The following is a 16,583-nucleotide window of genomic DNA, read 5'->3' as shown; positions in this document are numbered from 1 at the left end:
CATGGCGCTCAACGTCAGCCTCGTCTCCGCCGACGCGGAGGTCTGGACGGGAGAAGCGAGCCTCGTGATCGCCAAGACCGTCGAGGGTGAGATCGGCTTCATGTCCGGTCATGAGCCGGTGCTGGCCATCCTCGCCGAGGGCCAGGTCCGGATCACCCAGACCGATGGCACCAAGGTGCTGGCGAACGCGCAGGACGGGTTCCTCTCGATGGAGGGCAACGTCCTGACGATCGTGGCCGGCAACGCGGCTCTCATCGCCTAGCAGTCCATCTCGATGCGTCCGCCTCGGACCCCCCAGGGGGTTCCGGGGCGGACGCTTCTTCGTCTCCCGAGGCCCCATGAAGATCCTGCTCCCGCCGTCCGAGACCAAGCGTCCGGGCGGCGACGGTCCGCCGCTCGACCTGGACGCCCTCGCCCTTCCGACGCTTCGTCGAGAGCGGGAAGCGGTGATCGATGCCCTGGTCGAGCTGGCCGGCGACGAAGCGGAGTCCCGCCGCATCCTGAAGCTCAGTGCCCGTCAGGCGTCCGACGTCGCCCATAACCGGAGGCTGCGCGAGGCGCCCACCATGCCCGCGGTCGATCGCTACACGGGCGTGCTGTTCGACGCGCTCGACGCGTCCGCCTTGGCGCGCCCGTCGCGGCGGTGGCTCGCCGAGCACGTCTGGATCCACTCCGCGCCGTTCGGCCCGGTCGGCGCACTCGACGATGTGCCGCTCTATCGTCTCGCCGCCGGTGCGTCGCTTCCGGGTATGCCGGCCCTCCGCCGTCACTGGGCGGAGGCGACGTCAGCGGCGATCGCCGCCGACCGACCGGGGTTCGTCCTCGACCTGCGGAGCGAGGCGTACGTGGCGCTCGGCCCGATCCCGCCATCGGTCAAGTCCGCCTACGTTCGCGTCGTGACGGAGCAGGGCAGGGCGCTCAACCACTTCAACAAGAAGTCCAAGGGAGCGCTGGTGCGGATGCTGGCGGAGGACCGTCCACGGATCGGGTCTCTGCGCGCCCTACGGGGCTGGGCCGAGGCGCGGGGAGTGGTCCTTCGCGACGCGGACGAGCCCGGCATCCTGGAACTCGTCGTGGCGGAATGATCCCCCTGACCATGGGTATTCCTTCCCCGCGCGCGCCGTTGCTGGGAATATCGACGCTTCGCTAGGGTGGGTGTCGCGGCGCGCACGGCGCTGACTCCATCGGATCCGGAGGGGATTCATGTACGACGACATTTACGGCTATGGCGGATTGACAGGTGGTGCGCTCGTCGCGCTGATCCTGGTCTACACGATCCTGCCGCTCGCGATCTACGCCCTGTACTCGTGGTTCTACATGAAGATCTTCGAGAAGGCCGGCGTCGAGGGCAAGTGGCGCGCCTGGGTGCCCGTGTACAACACCATGATCTTCTACAAGCTCGCCGACCTGAGCCCGTGGCTGGTGCTGTACATCGTCGGTGGACTCTTCCTCGGCGGCATCATCCCGTTCCTGGGGTGGTTCCTGCTGCTGCCGCTCATCGGCATCGCCGCCCGCATCCTCGATCTCATCGCCGCATGGCGCGTCGGTCTGAAGCTGCAGAAGGACGCCGTCTGGGTGGTCCTCTACTTCTTCCTGCCGCCGGTGTGGCTCGGCATCAACGCGTTCGACAAGTCGCGATGGAACCCGAACATCGTCCCGGCCTCCTGGGCGAACAACGGTCTGCTCGGCGACAAGACCGTTTGGCAGGGCATCCCCGTGCAGCCGCGGCCCGCGGCCGCTCCCGGCTACGGCGCTCCGCAGGGCTACGGTGCCCCACAGGGCTACGCTCCGCCGGCCCCGCAGGGCTACGCTCCACCGTCTCAGCCCGGCTATGCTCCGCCGGCTCAGCCCGGGTACGCGCCTCCTGCGCAGCCCGGCTACGCTCCGCCCGCACAGCCCGGGCAGACCCCGCCCGCACCGCCGGTGACGGGAACACCGGGCAACCCGCCGGTACCGCCGGCCACGCCTCCGGCACCGCCTGCGCCCCCGGCCACGCCTCCCGCACCGCCCACCGCACCGCCCACGGCTCCGCCGGCGCCTCCCACGCAGCCGCCGACGCAGCCCCCGGCCTGATCCGGTCCCGCAGAGCCCCCGACCTCGGTCGGGGGCTCTGTGCGTTCCCGCGACATCGCGGGCGGTCCGAGGGCATGACGGACTCGGCTAACGTGGAGGGATGGTCATGTCACAGCGCCGTGTGGGCGCGTCCGGACTGCTCGTGTCGGCCACGGGTCTCGGCTGCAACAACTTCGGACGGGCGGGAACCGCGACCGAGACGATCGACGGGACCCGCGAGGTGATCGATGCGGCGATCGCGAACGGCATCACCCTCTTCGACACCGCAGACATGTACGGCGCGGTCGCGGGCACCAGCGAGACGCTGATGGGCGAGGCGCTGCAGGGCCGACGCGACCGCGTCGTGCTCGCCACGAAGTTCGGTCACGAGCGCGACATGGGGTACGACTTCCCGGCCGGGCGAGGGTCGCGCCGGTACGTGCGCCGAGCGGTGGAGGAATCGCTGCGTCGACTGCAGACGGAGTGGATCGACCTCTATCAGCTTCACCTGCCCGATCCGGAGACCCCGATCGCGGAGACCATCGACGCCCTCGACGAGCTCGTCCGCGAAGGCAAGATCCGCTACTACGGCCACTCCAACTTCACCGGATGGCAGATCGCCGAGGCCGAGTTCACGTCGGCCGCGCGCTCGTCGGGTCGGTTCGTCTCCGCGCAGAACCACTACTCCCTCCTCGCCCGCGCCGCCGAGCGCGAGGTGCTCCCTGCGGCCGAGCGCTACGGCCTCGGGTTCTTCCCGTTCTTCCCGCTGCACAACGGGCTGCTGACCGGCAAGTTCACCCGGGAGGGCGGACCGGACTCCAGCCGGATCATGTCGTCTCGCCGTCACGTGTGGGAGAACGCCCCCTGGGACGCGCTCGAGTCGTTCGCGTCGTTCTGCCGGGAGCGCGACATCACCATGGTGCAGGCGGCCTTCGGATGGCTCCTGTCGCGGCCGGCGGTGTCGAGCGTGATCGCCGGCGCCACGTCGGCGGCGCAGGTGGAGGCCAATGCCGAAGCGGGGGACGCCTGGCGGCCGACGACCGACGATCTCGCTGCCATCGACGCTCTCTTCCCCCTTCCCGAGGATCCCGGGGCGCGGGTGTGAGCGGGCAGAGGGAGTCGACTACGATGTGTGAGAACCATGCGGCTGGCCGATTGTCCGCAGGTCCCTCGGAGGCATCAGGTGGCTGAGACGACAACGACGACGCACAGCGTCACCGTCGGGCAGCGACGCATGCTCGTGTCCTGGGCGGGGACGACGGATCAGGGTCGGCGCCGTGACACCAACCAGGACGCTTTCCTCGCGGACTATCCGCTCTTCATCGTCGCCGACGGCATGGGCGGTCATGCCGGGGGAGAGATCGCCAGCCAGAGCACGGTGCAGCGCCTGCAGGCCGTGGTCGCCGACGGCGGCGTGGGTCGCGAGGCCATCGAAAAGGCCCTCGAACTGGCCGTGGCGGACATCGCCGACCACCCGGAGACGACCGACGAGGGCACGGGCACGACGCTCACGGGCGTTTTCCTCGAGTTCCAGGAGGGCGAACCGCACTGGGTGTCGCTGAACATCGGCGACTCGCGCGTGTACCTGCTGCGCGATGACCGCCTGCTGCAGGTGACCACCGACCACTCGGTGGTTCAGGAGCTGATCGCCGCCGGCAAGCTGAGCCCGGAAGAGGCCGAGGGACACCCGTACAGCAACGTCATCACCCGCGCGGTCGGCGCGAGCGAACTCACACCGCCCGATTACCTCACGATCGACATCCGGCCCGGCGACCGGTTCGTGATCTGCTCCGACGGGCTGACCAAAGAGCTCACGGACTACGGCATCCAGCACTTCCTCCGCGAGAACCCGGAACCGGGGCCTGCCGTCGACGCGATGCTCGCGGCGGCGCTAGAGAACGGCGGTCGCGACAACGTGACGCTCATCATCGTCCAGGTCTCGGAGATCGACTCGTCCTCCACCGACGACGGATCCGGGGCCTGAGGGCTTCGAGCCTGTGAGGGGCGGGGGTGGGCCCGCGCCCCTGATGTCCAATGGTGGGCATGGACCCGCTGCCCATCGTTCTTCCCACCGTGCCGCCTCCGACGCGGCGTCCGAGCCTTCCCCTCCTCGCGGCGGCCATGCCCGTTGTCTCCGGATTCGTGCTGTGGGCGATCACCGGATCCCTGTTCGCCCTCTGTTTCGCGGCGCTCGGGCCGCTCATGATGCTGGCATCGCTCGCCGATGCCGCCCGGGGTCGTCGTCGGGAGCGGCGCCGGAACGCGGACGAGGCGGAGGAGGGCTGGTCCCGCGCCGAGTCCGAACTGGCGCGGCTGCACGGCGAGGAGCTCCAGCGGCTCCGCTCCCGGCACCCCGACGCGGCGTCAGCGCTTCTCGAGTCTCCGTTGCGCGGTGCTCCCGCCGACGTGAACACCCTGGTGACCGTGGGCGCGGGCGACGGCGTGAGCGTCGTCCGCAGCACGGGAGGCGAGGGCGAGCGGGCGCGGAGCTTCCAGGAGCGGAGCAGGGTGATCGCGGATGCTCCCGTGCGTGTGCCCCTCGGTACGGGCATCTGCCTGCGCGGACCGCGACGCCTGGCGGACGCCGGCGCTCGTGCCCTCGTGATCCAGCTGTGCCTCCGGTTCGCCCCCGCCCAGCTCGTGTTGGTTGGCGAGAGCCTCGAGGAGCACGGCTTCGCGGAACTGCCCCATGCGTCCGGAGGTCACAGCGGGATGCGTGTGGGGGTCGGCGCCGCCGGTGATCGTCGGCCCGCGGCGGACTGCCTGATCTGGGTCGTCGACAGCGAGGGAGAGGTTCCGGACGGCATCACGACGGTAATCGATCTCGAGGATCCGCGACGGGCGACACTCCGGACTCCCGAGGGGTCGTCGGAGCTCGCAGTCGAATGCCTGTCACGAGATCAGCTCCAGGCCGTCGCCCGACATCGCCTCGAAACAGGCGGTGGAGGCGCGTCCCTGCCGACCACACTGGCGTTCCCCGATCTCGACCAGCATCCGTCTCCGAGCGGTCTGCCGGCCGCCATCGGCAGGGCGCTCGACGAGGACGTCGTGATCGACCTCGTCGAGGACGGTCCCCACGCCATCGTCACCGGCACCACGGGCACCGGGAAGAGCGAGCTGCTCGTGACCTGGGTGACGGCCATCGCGAGCGTCCACGGTCCGGATCGTGTGAACTTCGTGCTCGCCGACTTCAAGGGCGGGACGGCGTTCGAGCCGCTGCGTCAGTTGCCCCACGTCGTGGCGGTGGTCACCGATCTGGACGAGCACGGCGCCCGTCGCGGCGTCTCGAGTCTCACTGCCGAACTGCGGCGCCGGGAGGGCCGACTGGCGGCGGCCGGAGTGCGCGACATCCGCGACGCCGACATGCCGCGTCTCGTGATCGTCGTCGACGAGTTCGCGGCGCTCCTCCATGAGCATCCGGACCTCGGCGCCGTCTTCACCGACATCGCCGCCCGAGGCCGAGCCCTCGGGATGCATCTCGTGCTGGGTACGCAGCGAGCGTCGGGCGTGATCCGCGATGCCCTGGCGGCGAATTGTCCGCTGCGGCTGAGCCTGCGCGTCGCCGACGCGGCTGACAGCCGGGTGATGATCGGCACGACCGCCGCCGCCGAACTGCCCGGGGGAGCGGACGGCCGCGGCCTCGCGATGGTCCGTCGACCGCAGGATCAGCAGCCCCGCGCGCTGCGCATCGCCCGGACGGGCGCGAAGGATCTGGCCGGGGTCGCCGCACGCTGGGCGGACGCCGCCCCGCCCCGAAGTCCGTGGCTTCCTCCCCTCGCCGAACTGCTGCCCCTGACCGAGCTGCAGGCGGCCGAGGGAGGAACGGGAGAGGGGGAAGCCCTCTGGGGACGCGCCGACGATCCGGCGGCGCAGGCGCAGCCGGCCTTCCGCGTGCGGATCGGTCAGGATCGCGGGATCGCGGTCATCGGCGCGGCAGGATCGGGGAAGACGACCGCCCTGCGGGTGCTGGAGGAGCAGATACCGGATGCGACGCGCATACCGACGGATCCCGAGGCGATGTGGGACGCCGTGACGGAGCTCGCGGCCGGAGGCGCCCCGCCGTCCCGGCTCGTGGTCTGCGACGACATCGACGCGCGCCTCGCCGAGCTTCCGGCCGAGTACGCCCAGCAGCTGGTGCAGCACTGGGAGAGGATCCTCCGGTCGAATCCGGGGACGACCTTCGCGATCAGTGCGTCTCGACCCTCGGGGCCGGCGGGACGCCTGCTCGAGTTCCTGCCGACGCGTGCGCTGCTTCGGACTGGGTCTCGCGTCGAGCACCTCGCCGCGGGCGGGGAGACGTCCGGCTTCGACCCGCACCGTCCGCCGGGGAGGGCGCGGGTGGGGGAGAGCGAGGTGCAGATCGCCTGGACGGATCCGCGAGGCTCCGCGACGGGCGACCCTGCCGTTCCGGAATGGGCGCCGACCTCCGCGCTGTCCGGGCTGGTGACTCCGGCGCCGGCGGCCATGACGGAGCGGCTGCGCGCAGCCCATCCGCAGTGCGATGTCCGGATCGTGGCGGCGTCGACCGGTTCCGCGGCGGCGCAGGGTGCGCAGAGCTCCGGTCCTGTCGTGCTGGTGGGCGATGCCGAGTCCTGGCAGCGCGAGTGGTCGCTCGGGCAACGCGTGAGAGCAGAGGGCGATCTGCTGGTCCGGGCCGAGCGCCCCGGAGACCTGCGTCAGCTGACGGGGATCCGCGAGGTCGCCCCCTACTGCCGTCCGCATGAGGGACGAGCGTGGCTCGTCCGGGGCGGCGAGCAGCCGCTCCGGGTCGTGCTGCCGTGGGCGGTGCAGCGAGCCGTCCCGCAGCCCGGTCTCGGGCGGAGCGACGCCGGGCCGAGCGATGGCGGGCCGAGTGATGCCGGCTCCCGGCCCGCGACGACCGTGTCGCGATCGGCGACGGCGTCGTCACGACGAGAACGGCGCGTGCAGGGTCAGTGAGGCGCGGGTTGCGCAGAAGTCCGCGCTCAGAGGCCGCTTCCGGGGCGGATCGACCCGACCGGCTCGCCGCCGCCCAGCACCGACAGGGAAAGAGCCTCGGTGAGGGTCGAGATGTGCGCGGCGGTCAGCCCACCGGCCCGGGCGAGCAGGGTGGCCGCGACGATCGTGGTCGCGCGTGCCGATCCGTCGAGCATCTTCAGCGCCACTGTCGTGCCGTCCGGGGCGACCATCACCATGACGCCCTCGGCTCCGCCCTTCGCGAAGACTCCGAGGGTCTCGATCGCCACCGTGTCCGGGCGCCCCGGACCCTCGATGGTCCAAGGATTCTCGCGCACCGCCTTGACCAGCGAGCCCGCCACGCGATGCAGGGCGAAGGGGGAGCGGTCCGATGCGGTGCCGATGCGGTGGATCGCGCGGGCGAGTCCCGTGAGAGTCATCGCGTACACCGGGGCACCGCATCCGTCGATGGCGGTGTGGGCGATCTTCTCGCCGGTCAGCCGCTCGATCACGTCGCGGATGTGGACCTGGAGCGGGTGGCCCGCGTCGAGGTAGCCCTCCGTCGGCCATCCGGTCGCGACGCACGCGCGGAGCATGGCGGCGTGCTTGCCGGAGCAGTTCATGCGCACGCGCGCGGGCTCGCCGTGCTCGCGGACCATCTCGTCGCGGGTCGCCGTGTCCCCGGGCCATGCGGGCGGGCACCCGAGCGCGTCCTCCGTCAGCTCTCCCGCGGCCAGCACGTCCCGCACGGTCGCGGCATGACGGTCGGTGCCCGAGTGGCTCGCGGTCGACATCGCCAGTTCGGCCCCTTCCAGGGCGGCGCCCGCCGTGACGCAGGCGACCGCCTGCAGGGGCTTCATGCTCGAGCGCGGCAGGATCAGGGCGTCGGCGTTGCCGTAACGAGCGACGACCTCGCCCTCCGGCGACAGGACCACCGCAGCGCCGGCGTGACGCGACTCGATGAACCCGCTCCGTTCCACGACGGCGAGTTCGACGGAATCCTGAACGGTGAGAGTCTCGAGCATCCGACAAGACTATCGCCGCACCCCGGACGCGGCCCACCCGGAGCAGCGATCCGGATGAGCGGTCGGCTGGCAGACTGGACCCATGGCCGAGAACTCCGCGATCCCCCTGGGGGAGCACCGTTACGCCCTCACCGCCCAGTGGACCGGCAACACCGGAACCGGGACGAGCGGGTACCGCGAGTACCGACGCGACGTGACTATCGCGGTCGAGGGCAAACCCGAGCTGCTCGCCTCCGCCGACAAGCCGTTCCGCGGGGATCCGACGCGCTGGAACCCCGAGGACCTGCTGCTCGCGTCACTGTCGGAGTGCCATCTGCTGTCGTACCTGCACGCCTGCGTCACCGCCGGGGTGGTCGTCGTGTCGTACCGCGACCGCGCGACCGGCGTCATGAAGGAGGACGGTGCCGGGGGCGGAGCGTTCGTCGACGTTCTGCTGCGGCCGGAGGTCGTCGTGGCCGAGGCCTCCATGATCGAGGCGGCCGAGCGCGCCCACCAGCAGGCGCACGACTGGTGCTTCATCGCGAGGTCGATGAACTTCCCGGTGCGTCACGAGGCCACGGTCACCGCCGACGCATGACGAGCGCGACGACTCTCCATCGCGGCGATGGACGCCCGGTCAGCGACGCTCGTGCGGGAGGGCCTGCCTGATCTTCTCGATCGCTCCCTGGGCGGGAGCCTCGTTGTAGGCTCCCGCCAGCTCCTGCCCGGACAGGCCGTGGATGGCGGCCATGATCTCGTCCGTCGCCAGGCGCCGCGCGCGTCCGCTGGACGCGGGGCCGTGCGGCGAGAGATCGAGCGGCGTGCCGAAGCGCACGGTCACGCGTTCCTTGAGCGTCGGCATCTTCGCGCCCACCGGCATCACGCGATCGGTGCCGATGAGTCCCACCGGGACCACGGGCGCGCCGGTCTGGAGAGCGAGGAACGCGACCCCCGTCCGTCCCTTGTAGAGCCGACCGTCGGTGGACCGCGTGCCCTCCGGGTACAGCGCGACGGCCAGCCCTTCGTCGAGCAGCTGGCGCTGGAGGTCGAGGGCGTCCAGCGCCGCCTGGCCCGCTCCTCGCTGCACCGGGATCGCGCCGATCGACTCGAAGAAGGTCTTGCTCAGCCAACCGCTGAATCCCGGGCCCTCGAAGTAGCTGGCCTTGGCCAGGAAGTGGACGGGGCGGGGCGCGGCGACCGGAATCGCGATCGAGTCGATGAACGACAGATGGTTGCTCGCGAAGATCACCGCTCCGGAGCGAGGGACGTTCTCCCGGCCTTCGACCCGAGGGCGGTAGATCGTCCGGGCCAGGGGGCTGATGATGCTGCGGCCCAGCGCATAGGCGAACCCCGCATGTCGCGGCTTCGCCGTCTCAGCGGTCTCGGCGGGCGCATCTTCCGGGTCCACGGACGGCTCAGAGGTCATCTGTGCAGGCTACTCCGGGGCGCATGCCTTCCTCGGAATGAAGCAGACACGGCCGCTTCCCAGCGCGGGCAAAGGGGGATGGGGGAGTATGGAGTGTCCGTCCCGCGATCTCGAGGTCTCACTGTGCGCACCCGCCCGCTTGTCCTTCTGTCCACCGTCGCGGCAGCGACCCTGCTTCTCGCCGGATGCTCCGGGACCTCCGAGCCGGATGCGTCGAGCACTCCGACGCCCTCCAGCTCGTGCGCCCTGGACGCGCAGCCGGGCGAGACCTCCGACGCGGTGACCGTCGAGGGCGAGGGCGTCGACGCCACCGTCTCCGTGCCCGCCGACGCGGCCTTCGCGGGGGTCGAGCGCACCATCGTGGCCGAGGGCGACGGCGAGGAGATCGGCGTGGGCGATCTCGTGTCGGTGCAGTACCAGATCATCGACGCGGCGTCCGGCGAGGTCCTCGACTCCTCCGCCCGCGGCGAGGGCGGCGTGCTGCCGATGCTGCTGGACACCACCAACTCCTCCCTGTTCGTCGCCGCCCTCGAGTGCGAGCCCGTGGGCAGCCAGGTCGCCCTGGCGCTTCCGGGCAGCGTCCTGGGCGAAGGCGCGAACAATGTGGTCGTGTACGCCGAGGCCATCGAGCAGCTTCCGGAGGTCGCCACGGGCGCGGCCGTCGACCCGACGCCCGGCATGCCGACGGTGTCGCTGGACGACGAGGGAGCACCGACGGTGACCATCCCCGAGGGGGACGCGCCGGCGGAGACGCAGGTGGCCGTGCTGAAACAGGGCGACGGGGCGACCGTCGGCGCGGGCGACCTCGTCGTGGTGCAGTACCTCGGCGTCAAGTGGTCCGACGGCTCGGAGTTCGACTCCAGCTGGAGCCGCGACGCGACGCCCGCGCAGTTCCAGACCACGGGTGTCGTGACCGGTTTCCGCAAGGCGCTGGAGGGTCAGCAGGTCGGCTCCCAGGTGGTCGTCGTGATGCCGCCGGCGGACGGATACGGGGCGAGCGAAGGGCACGAGCTCCAGAACGAGAGCCTGGTGTTCGTGGTCGACATCCTCGCGACCTCGCCGGTCCAGCAGTAGTCGAGCCGCTTCCCGGGTGTCCTAGGCTGGCGTGATGCAGCGCATCGTCGTCCTCGGCTCCACCGGTTCCATCGGCACGCAGGCGCTCGAGGTCATCCGGGCGAATCCGCGGCGCTTCGAACTCGTCGGCCTCGCCGCCGGGTCCAACGTCGAGGCGCTGCGGGCGCAGGCGGCCGAGTTCGGCGTGGAAGACACCGCGCTCGGCGCCGCGGAGGCCGAGCAGCTGGTCCGCGACGTCGACGCCGACGTGGTCCTCAACGCCATCACGGGGTCGATCGGTCTCGGTTCGACCCTGGCGGCGTTGACGGCGGGACGCACCCTCGCCCTCGCGAACAAGGAATCCCTCATCGTCGGAGGCGAGCTCGTCCTCGCAGCCGCGGCGCCCGGACAGATCGTGCCCGTCGATTCCGAGCACTCCGCGATAGCGCAGGCTCTGCGCAGCGGCGAGCACGGCGAGGTGCGTCGGCTGGTGGTCACGGCATCCGGCGGCCCGTTCCGCGGACGCCGTCGCGACGAGCTGACCGAGGTCACTCCTGCTCAGGCTCTCGCCCACCCGACCTGGGACATGGGCCGGGTCGTGACGACCAACTCCGCGACCCTCGTCAACAAGGGGCTCGAGGTGATCGAAGCCCATCTCCTCTTCGACGTCGCGTACGACGACATCGAGGTGGTGGTGCATCCGCAGTCGATCGTGCACTCCATGGTCGAGTTCGTCGACGGCTCGACCATCGCGCAGGCGTCGCCCCCCGACATGCGCCTGCCGATCTCCCTGGGGCTGGACTGGCCGCACCGCGTGGGCGGCGTCGGGCGACCGCTGGACTGGACCCGCGCGTCGTCGTGGACCTTCGAACCCCTCGACGACGAGGCGTTCCCTTCGGTGTCCCTGGCGAAGGCCGTCGGCCGGGCCGGTGCGACCTTCCCCGCCGTGTTCAACGCCGCCAACGAGCAGGCCGTCGACGCGTTCCACGAGGGTCGTCTGCCGTTCCTCGGCATTGTCGAGACGATCGATCGCGTCGTGGACGCGCACGAGCCGCCGTCGACGCTCACCATCGAGTCCCTCGCCGCCGCCGAGCGCTGGGCGCGTGCAACGGCGGACCGGCTCATCGCCTCCTGATCCGGCGTCAGTCCTCGTCGGGATACGGGACGGGCCACCGGGGCTCGGGCACGGGCCAGCCGGCCGCGCGCAGGGCTCGCCGTGCCAGCTCGCGTGCGGAGTAGGGCGTGCGCACGCCGCGGATGTCGCGGTAGTCCTGGTGGCCCGGGCCGGCCCAGAGGATGGCATCGCCGTCGCCGACGAGCGCGACGGCCTCGACGATCGCGCGCTCCGGCGGGGAGTACTCGTGGATCTCGGCATCCGGACGCGCCGTGCGCGCACCCTCGACGAGCGTCGCGCGGATCGAATCGGGATCCTCGAATCGGGGGTGGTGATCCGTGACGACGAGGACGTCGCTGCCCTGGACCGCGGTACGAGCCATGTCGAAGCGCTTGCTCGCATCGCGGTCGCCGTCGGCGCCGAAGAGCATCAGCACGCGGCCGGGCGTCACGCGGCGGACGCCGGCGAGGGTCTTCTCGAACGCGTCGGGGGAGTGGCCGAAATCGACGAAGACGGCCGGGCCGCGATCGCCCGAGACCAGCTGCGTGCGCCCGGGGAGGTACGCCCGGATGCCGCCGTCGCGCTCCAGCGCGTCGACGATGCGCTCCCACGCGTAGCCGCCCTCCAGCATCATGACGATCGCCAGGGCGGCGTTCGCCGCCATGTGCGGGCCGATGACGGGCACCGTCGTGGTGAGCGAACCGGCCGGGCCGGTCAGGGTGAAGGTCGTGCCGGAGGCGCGTTCGTCGTCGATCCGGACCACCCAGTCCGCCCTCTCGGCAGCATCGGGGTCGGCGGCGATGAGGGGCGTGGCGACCGTGACGACGGGGATCTCGGCACGCTCCACGACGACAGCGCCCGCGGCGGAGTCGAGACAGACCACGGCGCGATCGGCGCGGTCCGGGCGGAAGAGCGGCAGCTTCGCCTCGAAGTACTCCTCCATGTCGGCGTAGTCGTCGAGGTGATCGTGGCTCAGGTTGGTGAACCCCGCGACGTCGAAGCGGATGCCGTCGACGCGATGCCGCGAGAGGGCCTGCGCACTGACCTCCACCGCGACGGCCTCGACCTCGCGCTCGCGCATCAGCGCCAGGAGCGCGTGCATCTCCGAGGCCTCGGGCGTGGTGAGGCGGGAGACGATGACCTCGCCGGCGATGTGCCGTTCCGCGGTCGAGGACAGGCCGGTCACCACGCCGATCTGGTCGAGGATGCCCTCGAGCAGGTGCGACACGCTGGTCTTGCCGTTCGTGCCGGTCGTGGCGAAGAGGAGGGGGAGCGGGTCGTCCGCCCCCGTCCCGTACACCCAGGCGCTGAGATCGCCCAGGACGCCCCGCGGGTCCTCGACCACGAGGATCGGCAGCCCCGCGTCCGCTGCGATCCGGGCTCCGGCGTCGTCGGTGATGACCGCGACGGCGCCCTGCGACGCAGCGGCCGCCGCGAAGTCGGCGCCATGCCGGTTCACGCCCTGGATGGCGACGAACGCCTCGCCGGGGCGGAGGTCGGCCGTGGCGAGCGTGATCCCGCTGAGGGAGACGCCGGCGATGTCGCCGCGCACCTCTCGGGCGAAACGGGAAGCGAGTTCGGACAGCTCACGCCGGGGCGGGTTCGCGGGGCGGAGCACGGGAGGCAGGCTTGGTTGTTCCATCGACATGTCGCTTCCATGATCTCACGGGGGCGCCCGAAACCCCCGAGCGCGGGCGTGCCGCGGGCGCGCCGCCGGTGGACGACGGTCCGAGGCGGATTCCTAGACTGCAGGCAGTACCTTTGCCTGGTGGAATTCCTGCTCTATGCGGGTGGCATCCTCTTCATGCTGATCGGCCTCGGGCTCTCGATCGGACTGCACGAGATCGGCCACCTCCTGCCCGCCAAGCTCTTCGGCGTGCGCGTCGGCCAGTACATGATCGGGTTCGGCCCGCGCCTGTGGTCGCGTCGGATCGGCGAGACCGAGTACGGATTCAAGCTGCTGCCGGTGGGCGGATTCATCTCCATGTCGGGGATGTACCCCGCATCGAAGACGTCCAGCCCGGCGAAGGGGATCTTCCGCGCCCTGGTGCAGGACGCCAGGGCGGCGAACGACGAGACCATCGCCGCGGGGGAGGAGGACCGGGTCTTCTACCGCCTCCCGGTCTGTAAGCGCGTCATCGTCATGCTCGGCGGCCCGTTCATGAACCTGGTCCTCGCACTGCTGATCTTCACCGTTCTCGCATCGGGGATCGGCCTCCAGCAGGGGACCACCACGATCGCCTCGGTGACCGAGTGCGTGCTGCCCGCGTCGTCGACGCAGACGGAGTGCGCGGCGGACGACCCGCCGTCGCCTGCCGCGGAGGCCGGCATCCGCCCGGACGACGTGCTCGTGTCGATCGACGGCACGCCCGTGTCGACCTTCGCCGAGGCCACCGCGATCGTGCAGGCGGCTCCCGGCGAGACGCTCGAGGTGGTGGTGCGCCGGGATGGCGCGGAGCGGCCGCTCGAGATCACCCCGGTCGCAGCGAAGCGCACGCTCACGGATGCGAGCGGACAGCCGCTGCTGGACGACGACGGCTCTCCGATCGTCAAGGAGGTCGGCTACGTCGGCATGGGGGCGCAGATGGGCTTCGTGCCGCAGCCGCTCTCGGTGGGGCCGAGCATGGCCGTCGAGAACGTCGGCCGGGTCGCCTCGCTGATTGCCACGCTGCCCGTGCGTCTGTGGGACGTCGGCGTCTCGCTCGTGACCGGAACCGAGCGCGACCCGAACGGCCCGCTCAGCGTCGTCGGGGTCGGCCGCATCGCGGGCGAGGTCGCCGCCACCGAGGCGCCGGTGCTGAACCGCTTCGCCGTGCTGCTGAACCTCCTCGGCTCGCTCAACATCGCCCTGTTCGTGTTCAACCTGATCCCGCTGCTGCCCCTCGACGGAGGGCACGTCGTCGTCGCCCTCTGGGAGGGGATCAAGCGAGGGTGGGCGCGTCTCTTCCGCCGCCCGCCGCCCGCCCCCGTGGACGCGACGAGGCTGGTGCCGTTGACCGTGGTCGTGGCCACGCTGCTCATCGCGATGGGCGCCCTGCTGCTGCTCGCGGACCTCGTCAATCCGGTGAACATCCTGCAGTAGCAGGACGACGCGACGCTCAGCTCAGCGCGTGGGCGACGAGGCGCTCCAGCGTGCGGATGCCGTCACGGGACAGGATCGACTCCAGGTGTCCCTGCACCGACGCGAAGCGCTTCCCGCGCAGGGCGTAGACGTCGCCGGTGCGCGCATCGGCCGAGACCTCCGCGGCGCCGACCGTGCGCGTGCCCGGTGCCACGCGCGCGGTGAAAGTGTTGTAGAACCCGATCGAGGCGTCCTCGCCGAACACCGGCACCGACTTCTGGAGTCCCTGGTGCGGTGCCGCGAGCGGCTCCAGATCGATCCCGAACCGGTTTGCGAGGATCTGATGACTCAGGCAGACGGCGAGCAGGGGCGTGCCGGCGTCCAGGCGGAGGGAGACGACCTCCCGCATGCGTGCGACGCGCGGGCTCGCCGCATCGCGGGGGTCGCCCGGACCGGGACCCGCGACCACCAGATCGGCCGATACGACATCGGCATCCCCGACCTCGCTCCAGGCGACGATGTTGACCGCGAGGCCGAGGTGGCGCAGCTGGTGGGCGAGCATCGTCGTGAAGCGGTCCTCGGCATCGACGACCGTGGCGGTGCGCCCGGCGAAGGGGCCGTCGTGATCGTCCTCCTGCGGGTTGAGCCAGAACTCCGCGAGCCGGGCGTTCCTCGATGAGAGCAGGGCGGCGACCTCCGGGTCGGCGGCCAGGGATCGCGTCTCGCCCGGGGCGTCGGGATCGGTGCGCGCCTCGGCAACCGTGTCGCGGTCGATCGCGCCGATCGCGCCGAGGACTCCGGCGGCCTTGCCGTGGGTCTCGCTGACCTCGCCCCGCGGGTCGGAGTGGCGGACCAGGGTCGCGCCGACCGGGACCCGCAGCTCGTGGTCGGCGAGGTACACCGTGCGGATGAGGATGGGGGCGTCGAGGTCGTGGCCGCCCGCGCCGTCGGGCGTGAAGAGCGCGGCCACGCCGGAGTAGTAGCCGCGGGGCTGCCGCTCGTGCCGGCGGATCACGGCGCACGCGTTCTGCATCGGCGACCCGGTGACCGTCGGGGCGAACATCGTCTCGCGGAGGATGTCGCGCGGGTCCAACCGGCTCTCGCCGCGGAGCATGTACTCGGTGTGCGTGAGGCGCGACATCTCCTTGAGGTGGGGGCCGGTGATCCGGCCTCCGTCCGAGCAGACGGCGCTCATCATCTTGAGCTCCTCGTCGACGACCATGAACAGCTCCTCCGTCTCCTTGGTGGAGGACAGGAACTCGACGAGGGTGTCCTTGGTCGATCCGCCGGCGGGATGACGGAACGTGCCCGAGATCGGGTTCATCGTGACGACGCCCTGACGTGCGACCACGTGCGCCTCGGGGCTCGCGCCGACGGCGATGTGGCCGGGGGTGACGACCGCGAACGTCCAGTACGCGCCCCGCTCGTGCGTCAGCAGGGCGCGGAACCAGGTCAGGGCCGCGGTGCGCTCATCACCGTCGATGCGCGCCGCGAAGTCGCGCCGGATCACGAAGTTCGCCCCCTCGCCGCGCCCGATCTCGTCGGCGATCACCTTCTCGACGATCGCGGCGTACTCCTCGTCGTCGATGTCGAATCCCTGGTCGTGGAGCGCGACGTCCTCGGAGGGCAGGGCGGCCAGCACCTCGTGTGCCGGGAGACGGAGGTGCTCCTCCACGACGAGGCAGCGGAGGGGCGCCCCGTCGTCCTGCGCGACGAAGCCGCGCTCCCGCACCTGACGATAGGGGACGAGGGCGAAGACCTCGCGGGGGATCCCACCGGACTCGAGCGGGATGTCCGCGAGAAGGTCGACGTCGACGACCTCACCCGTGAGCAGCTCGACGCTCTCGGCGCCGTCGCGGGCGATGAGGACGAACGAGGCGGTCGGGTCGGCGGCGAGCTCGGCGAGTCGTGAGAGGGTCATCGATGTCTCCTGTGCAG

14 protein-coding genes are annotated in these 16,583 nt (G+C 71.2%); 10 read left to right on the top strand and 4 right to left on the bottom strand.

Translation table 11 applies throughout. From position 1 onward, the window contains the following. Window position 1: 1 nt before the first annotated feature. From AB3M82_RS02275 to AB3M82_RS02250, 6 genes are all read left to right on the top strand, one after another. Entirely contained in the window at window positions 2-262 is a 261-nt protein-coding gene (locus AB3M82_RS02275; RefSeq protein WP_247622775.1) for a F0F1 ATP synthase subunit epsilon, read from the top strand. 76 nt (window positions 263-338) lie between these two features. Beyond that, the gene (locus AB3M82_RS02270) at window positions 339-1,085 is read left to right on the top strand and encodes a YaaA family protein (protein WP_412955364.1); all 747 of its coding nucleotides are present in this window, start codon (window positions 339-341) and stop codon (window positions 1,083-1,085) included. 118 nt (window positions 1,086-1,203) lie between these two features. Continuing rightward, the gene (locus tag AB3M82_RS02265) at window positions 1,204-2,073 is read left to right on the top strand and encodes a large exoprotein (RefSeq protein ID WP_412955363.1); all 870 of its coding nucleotides are present in this window, start codon (window positions 1,204-1,206) and stop codon (window positions 2,071-2,073) included. A gap of 100 nt (window positions 2,074-2,173) precedes the next feature. After that, window positions 2,174-3,157 carry an aldo/keto reductase gene (locus AB3M82_RS02260; RefSeq protein ID WP_412955362.1) on the top strand — a complete coding sequence of 328 codons (984 nt, stop codon included), beginning with the start codon at window positions 2,174-2,176 and terminating at the stop codon, window positions 3,155-3,157. A gap of 78 nt (window positions 3,158-3,235) precedes the next feature. Then, complete coding sequence (locus AB3M82_RS02255) at window positions 3,236-4,036, top strand: PP2C family protein-serine/threonine phosphatase (RefSeq protein ID WP_412955361.1); 801 nt, start codon at window positions 3,236-3,238, stop codon at window positions 4,034-4,036. Between the two features lie 59 nt (window positions 4,037-4,095). Beyond that, window positions 4,096-6,990, top strand: a complete 2,895-nt coding sequence (locus tag AB3M82_RS02250) for an FtsK/SpoIIIE domain-containing protein (protein ID WP_412955360.1) — start codon at window positions 4,096-4,098, stop codon at window positions 6,988-6,990. Between the two features lie 26 nt (window positions 6,991-7,016). Here AB3M82_RS02250 and AB3M82_RS02245 read toward each other — a convergent pair whose 3' ends face one another. After that, the gene (locus AB3M82_RS02245) at window positions 7,017-8,012 is read right to left on the bottom strand and encodes an asparaginase (RefSeq protein ID WP_412955359.1); all 996 of its coding nucleotides are present in this window, start codon (window positions 8,010-8,012) and stop codon (window positions 7,017-7,019) included. Window positions 8,013-8,094: 82 nt separating this feature from the next. Here AB3M82_RS02245 and AB3M82_RS02240 point away from each other — a divergent pair, with 82 nt between their 5' ends. Next, window positions 8,095-8,589: an OsmC family protein gene (locus AB3M82_RS02240; RefSeq protein ID WP_412955358.1), complete on the top strand. Its 495-nt coding sequence runs from the start codon at window positions 8,095-8,097 to the stop codon at window positions 8,587-8,589. Between the two features lie 39 nt (window positions 8,590-8,628). On the opposite strand, the gene AB3M82_RS02235 is transcribed toward AB3M82_RS02240, so the two are convergent. Then, window positions 8,629-9,417 carry a lysophospholipid acyltransferase family protein gene (locus tag AB3M82_RS02235; protein ID WP_412955357.1) on the bottom strand — a complete coding sequence of 263 codons (789 nt, stop codon included), beginning with the start codon at window positions 9,415-9,417 and terminating at the stop codon, window positions 8,629-8,631. Between the two features lie 123 nt (window positions 9,418-9,540). Here AB3M82_RS02235 and AB3M82_RS02230 point away from each other — a divergent pair, with 123 nt between their 5' ends. Together AB3M82_RS02230 and dxr are read left to right on the top strand one after the other, a co-directional pair. Further along, window positions 9,541-10,491, top strand: coding sequence for an FKBP-type peptidyl-prolyl cis-trans isomerase (locus AB3M82_RS02230; RefSeq protein ID WP_412955356.1), 951 nt, complete (start codon window positions 9,541-9,543; stop codon window positions 10,489-10,491). A 34-nt stretch (window positions 10,492-10,525) separates the two neighbouring features. After that, complete coding sequence (gene dxr, locus AB3M82_RS02225) at window positions 10,526-11,605, top strand: 1-deoxy-D-xylulose-5-phosphate reductoisomerase (RefSeq protein ID WP_412955355.1); 1,080 nt, start codon at window positions 10,526-10,528, stop codon at window positions 11,603-11,605. Window positions 11,606-11,612: 7 nt separating this feature from the next. On the opposite strand, the gene AB3M82_RS02220 is transcribed toward dxr, so the two are convergent. Further along, window positions 11,613-13,226, bottom strand: coding sequence for a Mur ligase family protein (locus tag AB3M82_RS02220; protein ID WP_412955354.1), 1,614 nt, complete (start codon window positions 13,224-13,226; stop codon window positions 11,613-11,615). A 126-nt stretch (window positions 13,227-13,352) separates the two neighbouring features. Here AB3M82_RS02220 and AB3M82_RS02215 point away from each other — a divergent pair, with 126 nt between their 5' ends. Then, a complete protein-coding gene (locus AB3M82_RS02215; RefSeq protein ID WP_412955353.1) occupies window positions 13,353-14,666 on the top strand; it encodes a M50 family metallopeptidase in 1,314 nt (437 codons plus the stop codon). Window positions 14,667-14,682: 16 nt separating this feature from the next. Here AB3M82_RS02215 and AB3M82_RS02210 read toward each other — a convergent pair whose 3' ends face one another. After that, complete coding sequence (locus AB3M82_RS02210; protein WP_412955352.1) at window positions 14,683-16,566, bottom strand: anthranilate synthase family protein; 1,884 nt, start codon at window positions 16,564-16,566, stop codon at window positions 14,683-14,685. Between the last annotated feature and the right edge of the window lie 17 nt (window positions 16,567-16,583).

It is taken from the genome of Microbacterium californiense (genome assembly GCF_047246625.1).
Taxonomy (GTDB): domain Bacteria; phylum Actinomycetota; class Actinomycetes; order Actinomycetales; family Microbacteriaceae; genus Microbacterium.
Note: the sequence above shows the minus strand (reverse complement) of the source record. Positions and strands in the feature narration are given on the sequence as shown.

Coding starts and splice junctions, on each gene's coding strand:
- AB3M82_RS02265 (WP_412955363.1), top strand. CDS start 1,204: ATGTACGACGACATTTACGGCTATGGCGGATTGACAGGTGGTGCGCTC.
- AB3M82_RS02220 (WP_412955354.1), bottom strand. CDS start 13,226: ATGGAACAACCAAGCCTGCCTCCCGTGCTCCGCCCCGCGAACCCGCCC.
- AB3M82_RS02250 (WP_412955360.1), top strand. CDS start 4,096: ATGGACCCGCTGCCCATCGTTCTTCCCACCGTGCCGCCTCCGACGCGG.
- AB3M82_RS02240 (WP_412955358.1), top strand. CDS start 8,095: ATGGCCGAGAACTCCGCGATCCCCCTGGGGGAGCACCGTTACGCCCTC.
- AB3M82_RS02260 (WP_412955362.1), top strand. CDS start 2,174: ATGGTCATGTCACAGCGCCGTGTGGGCGCGTCCGGACTGCTCGTGTCG.
- AB3M82_RS02245 (WP_412955359.1), bottom strand. CDS start 8,012: ATGCTCGAGACTCTCACCGTTCAGGATTCCGTCGAACTCGCCGTCGTG.
- AB3M82_RS02270 (WP_412955364.1), top strand. CDS start 339: ATGAAGATCCTGCTCCCGCCGTCCGAGACCAAGCGTCCGGGCGGCGAC.
- AB3M82_RS02210 (WP_412955352.1), bottom strand. CDS start 16,566: ATGACCCTCTCACGACTCGCCGAGCTCGCCGCCGACCCGACCGCCTCG.
- AB3M82_RS02275 (WP_247622775.1), top strand. CDS start 2: ATGGCGCTCAACGTCAGCCTCGTCTCCGCCGACGCGGAGGTCTGGACG.
- dxr (WP_412955355.1), top strand. CDS start 10,526: ATGCAGCGCATCGTCGTCCTCGGCTCCACCGGTTCCATCGGCACGCAG.
- AB3M82_RS02235 (WP_412955357.1), bottom strand. CDS start 9,417: ATGACCTCTGAGCCGTCCGTGGACCCGGAAGATGCGCCCGCCGAGACC.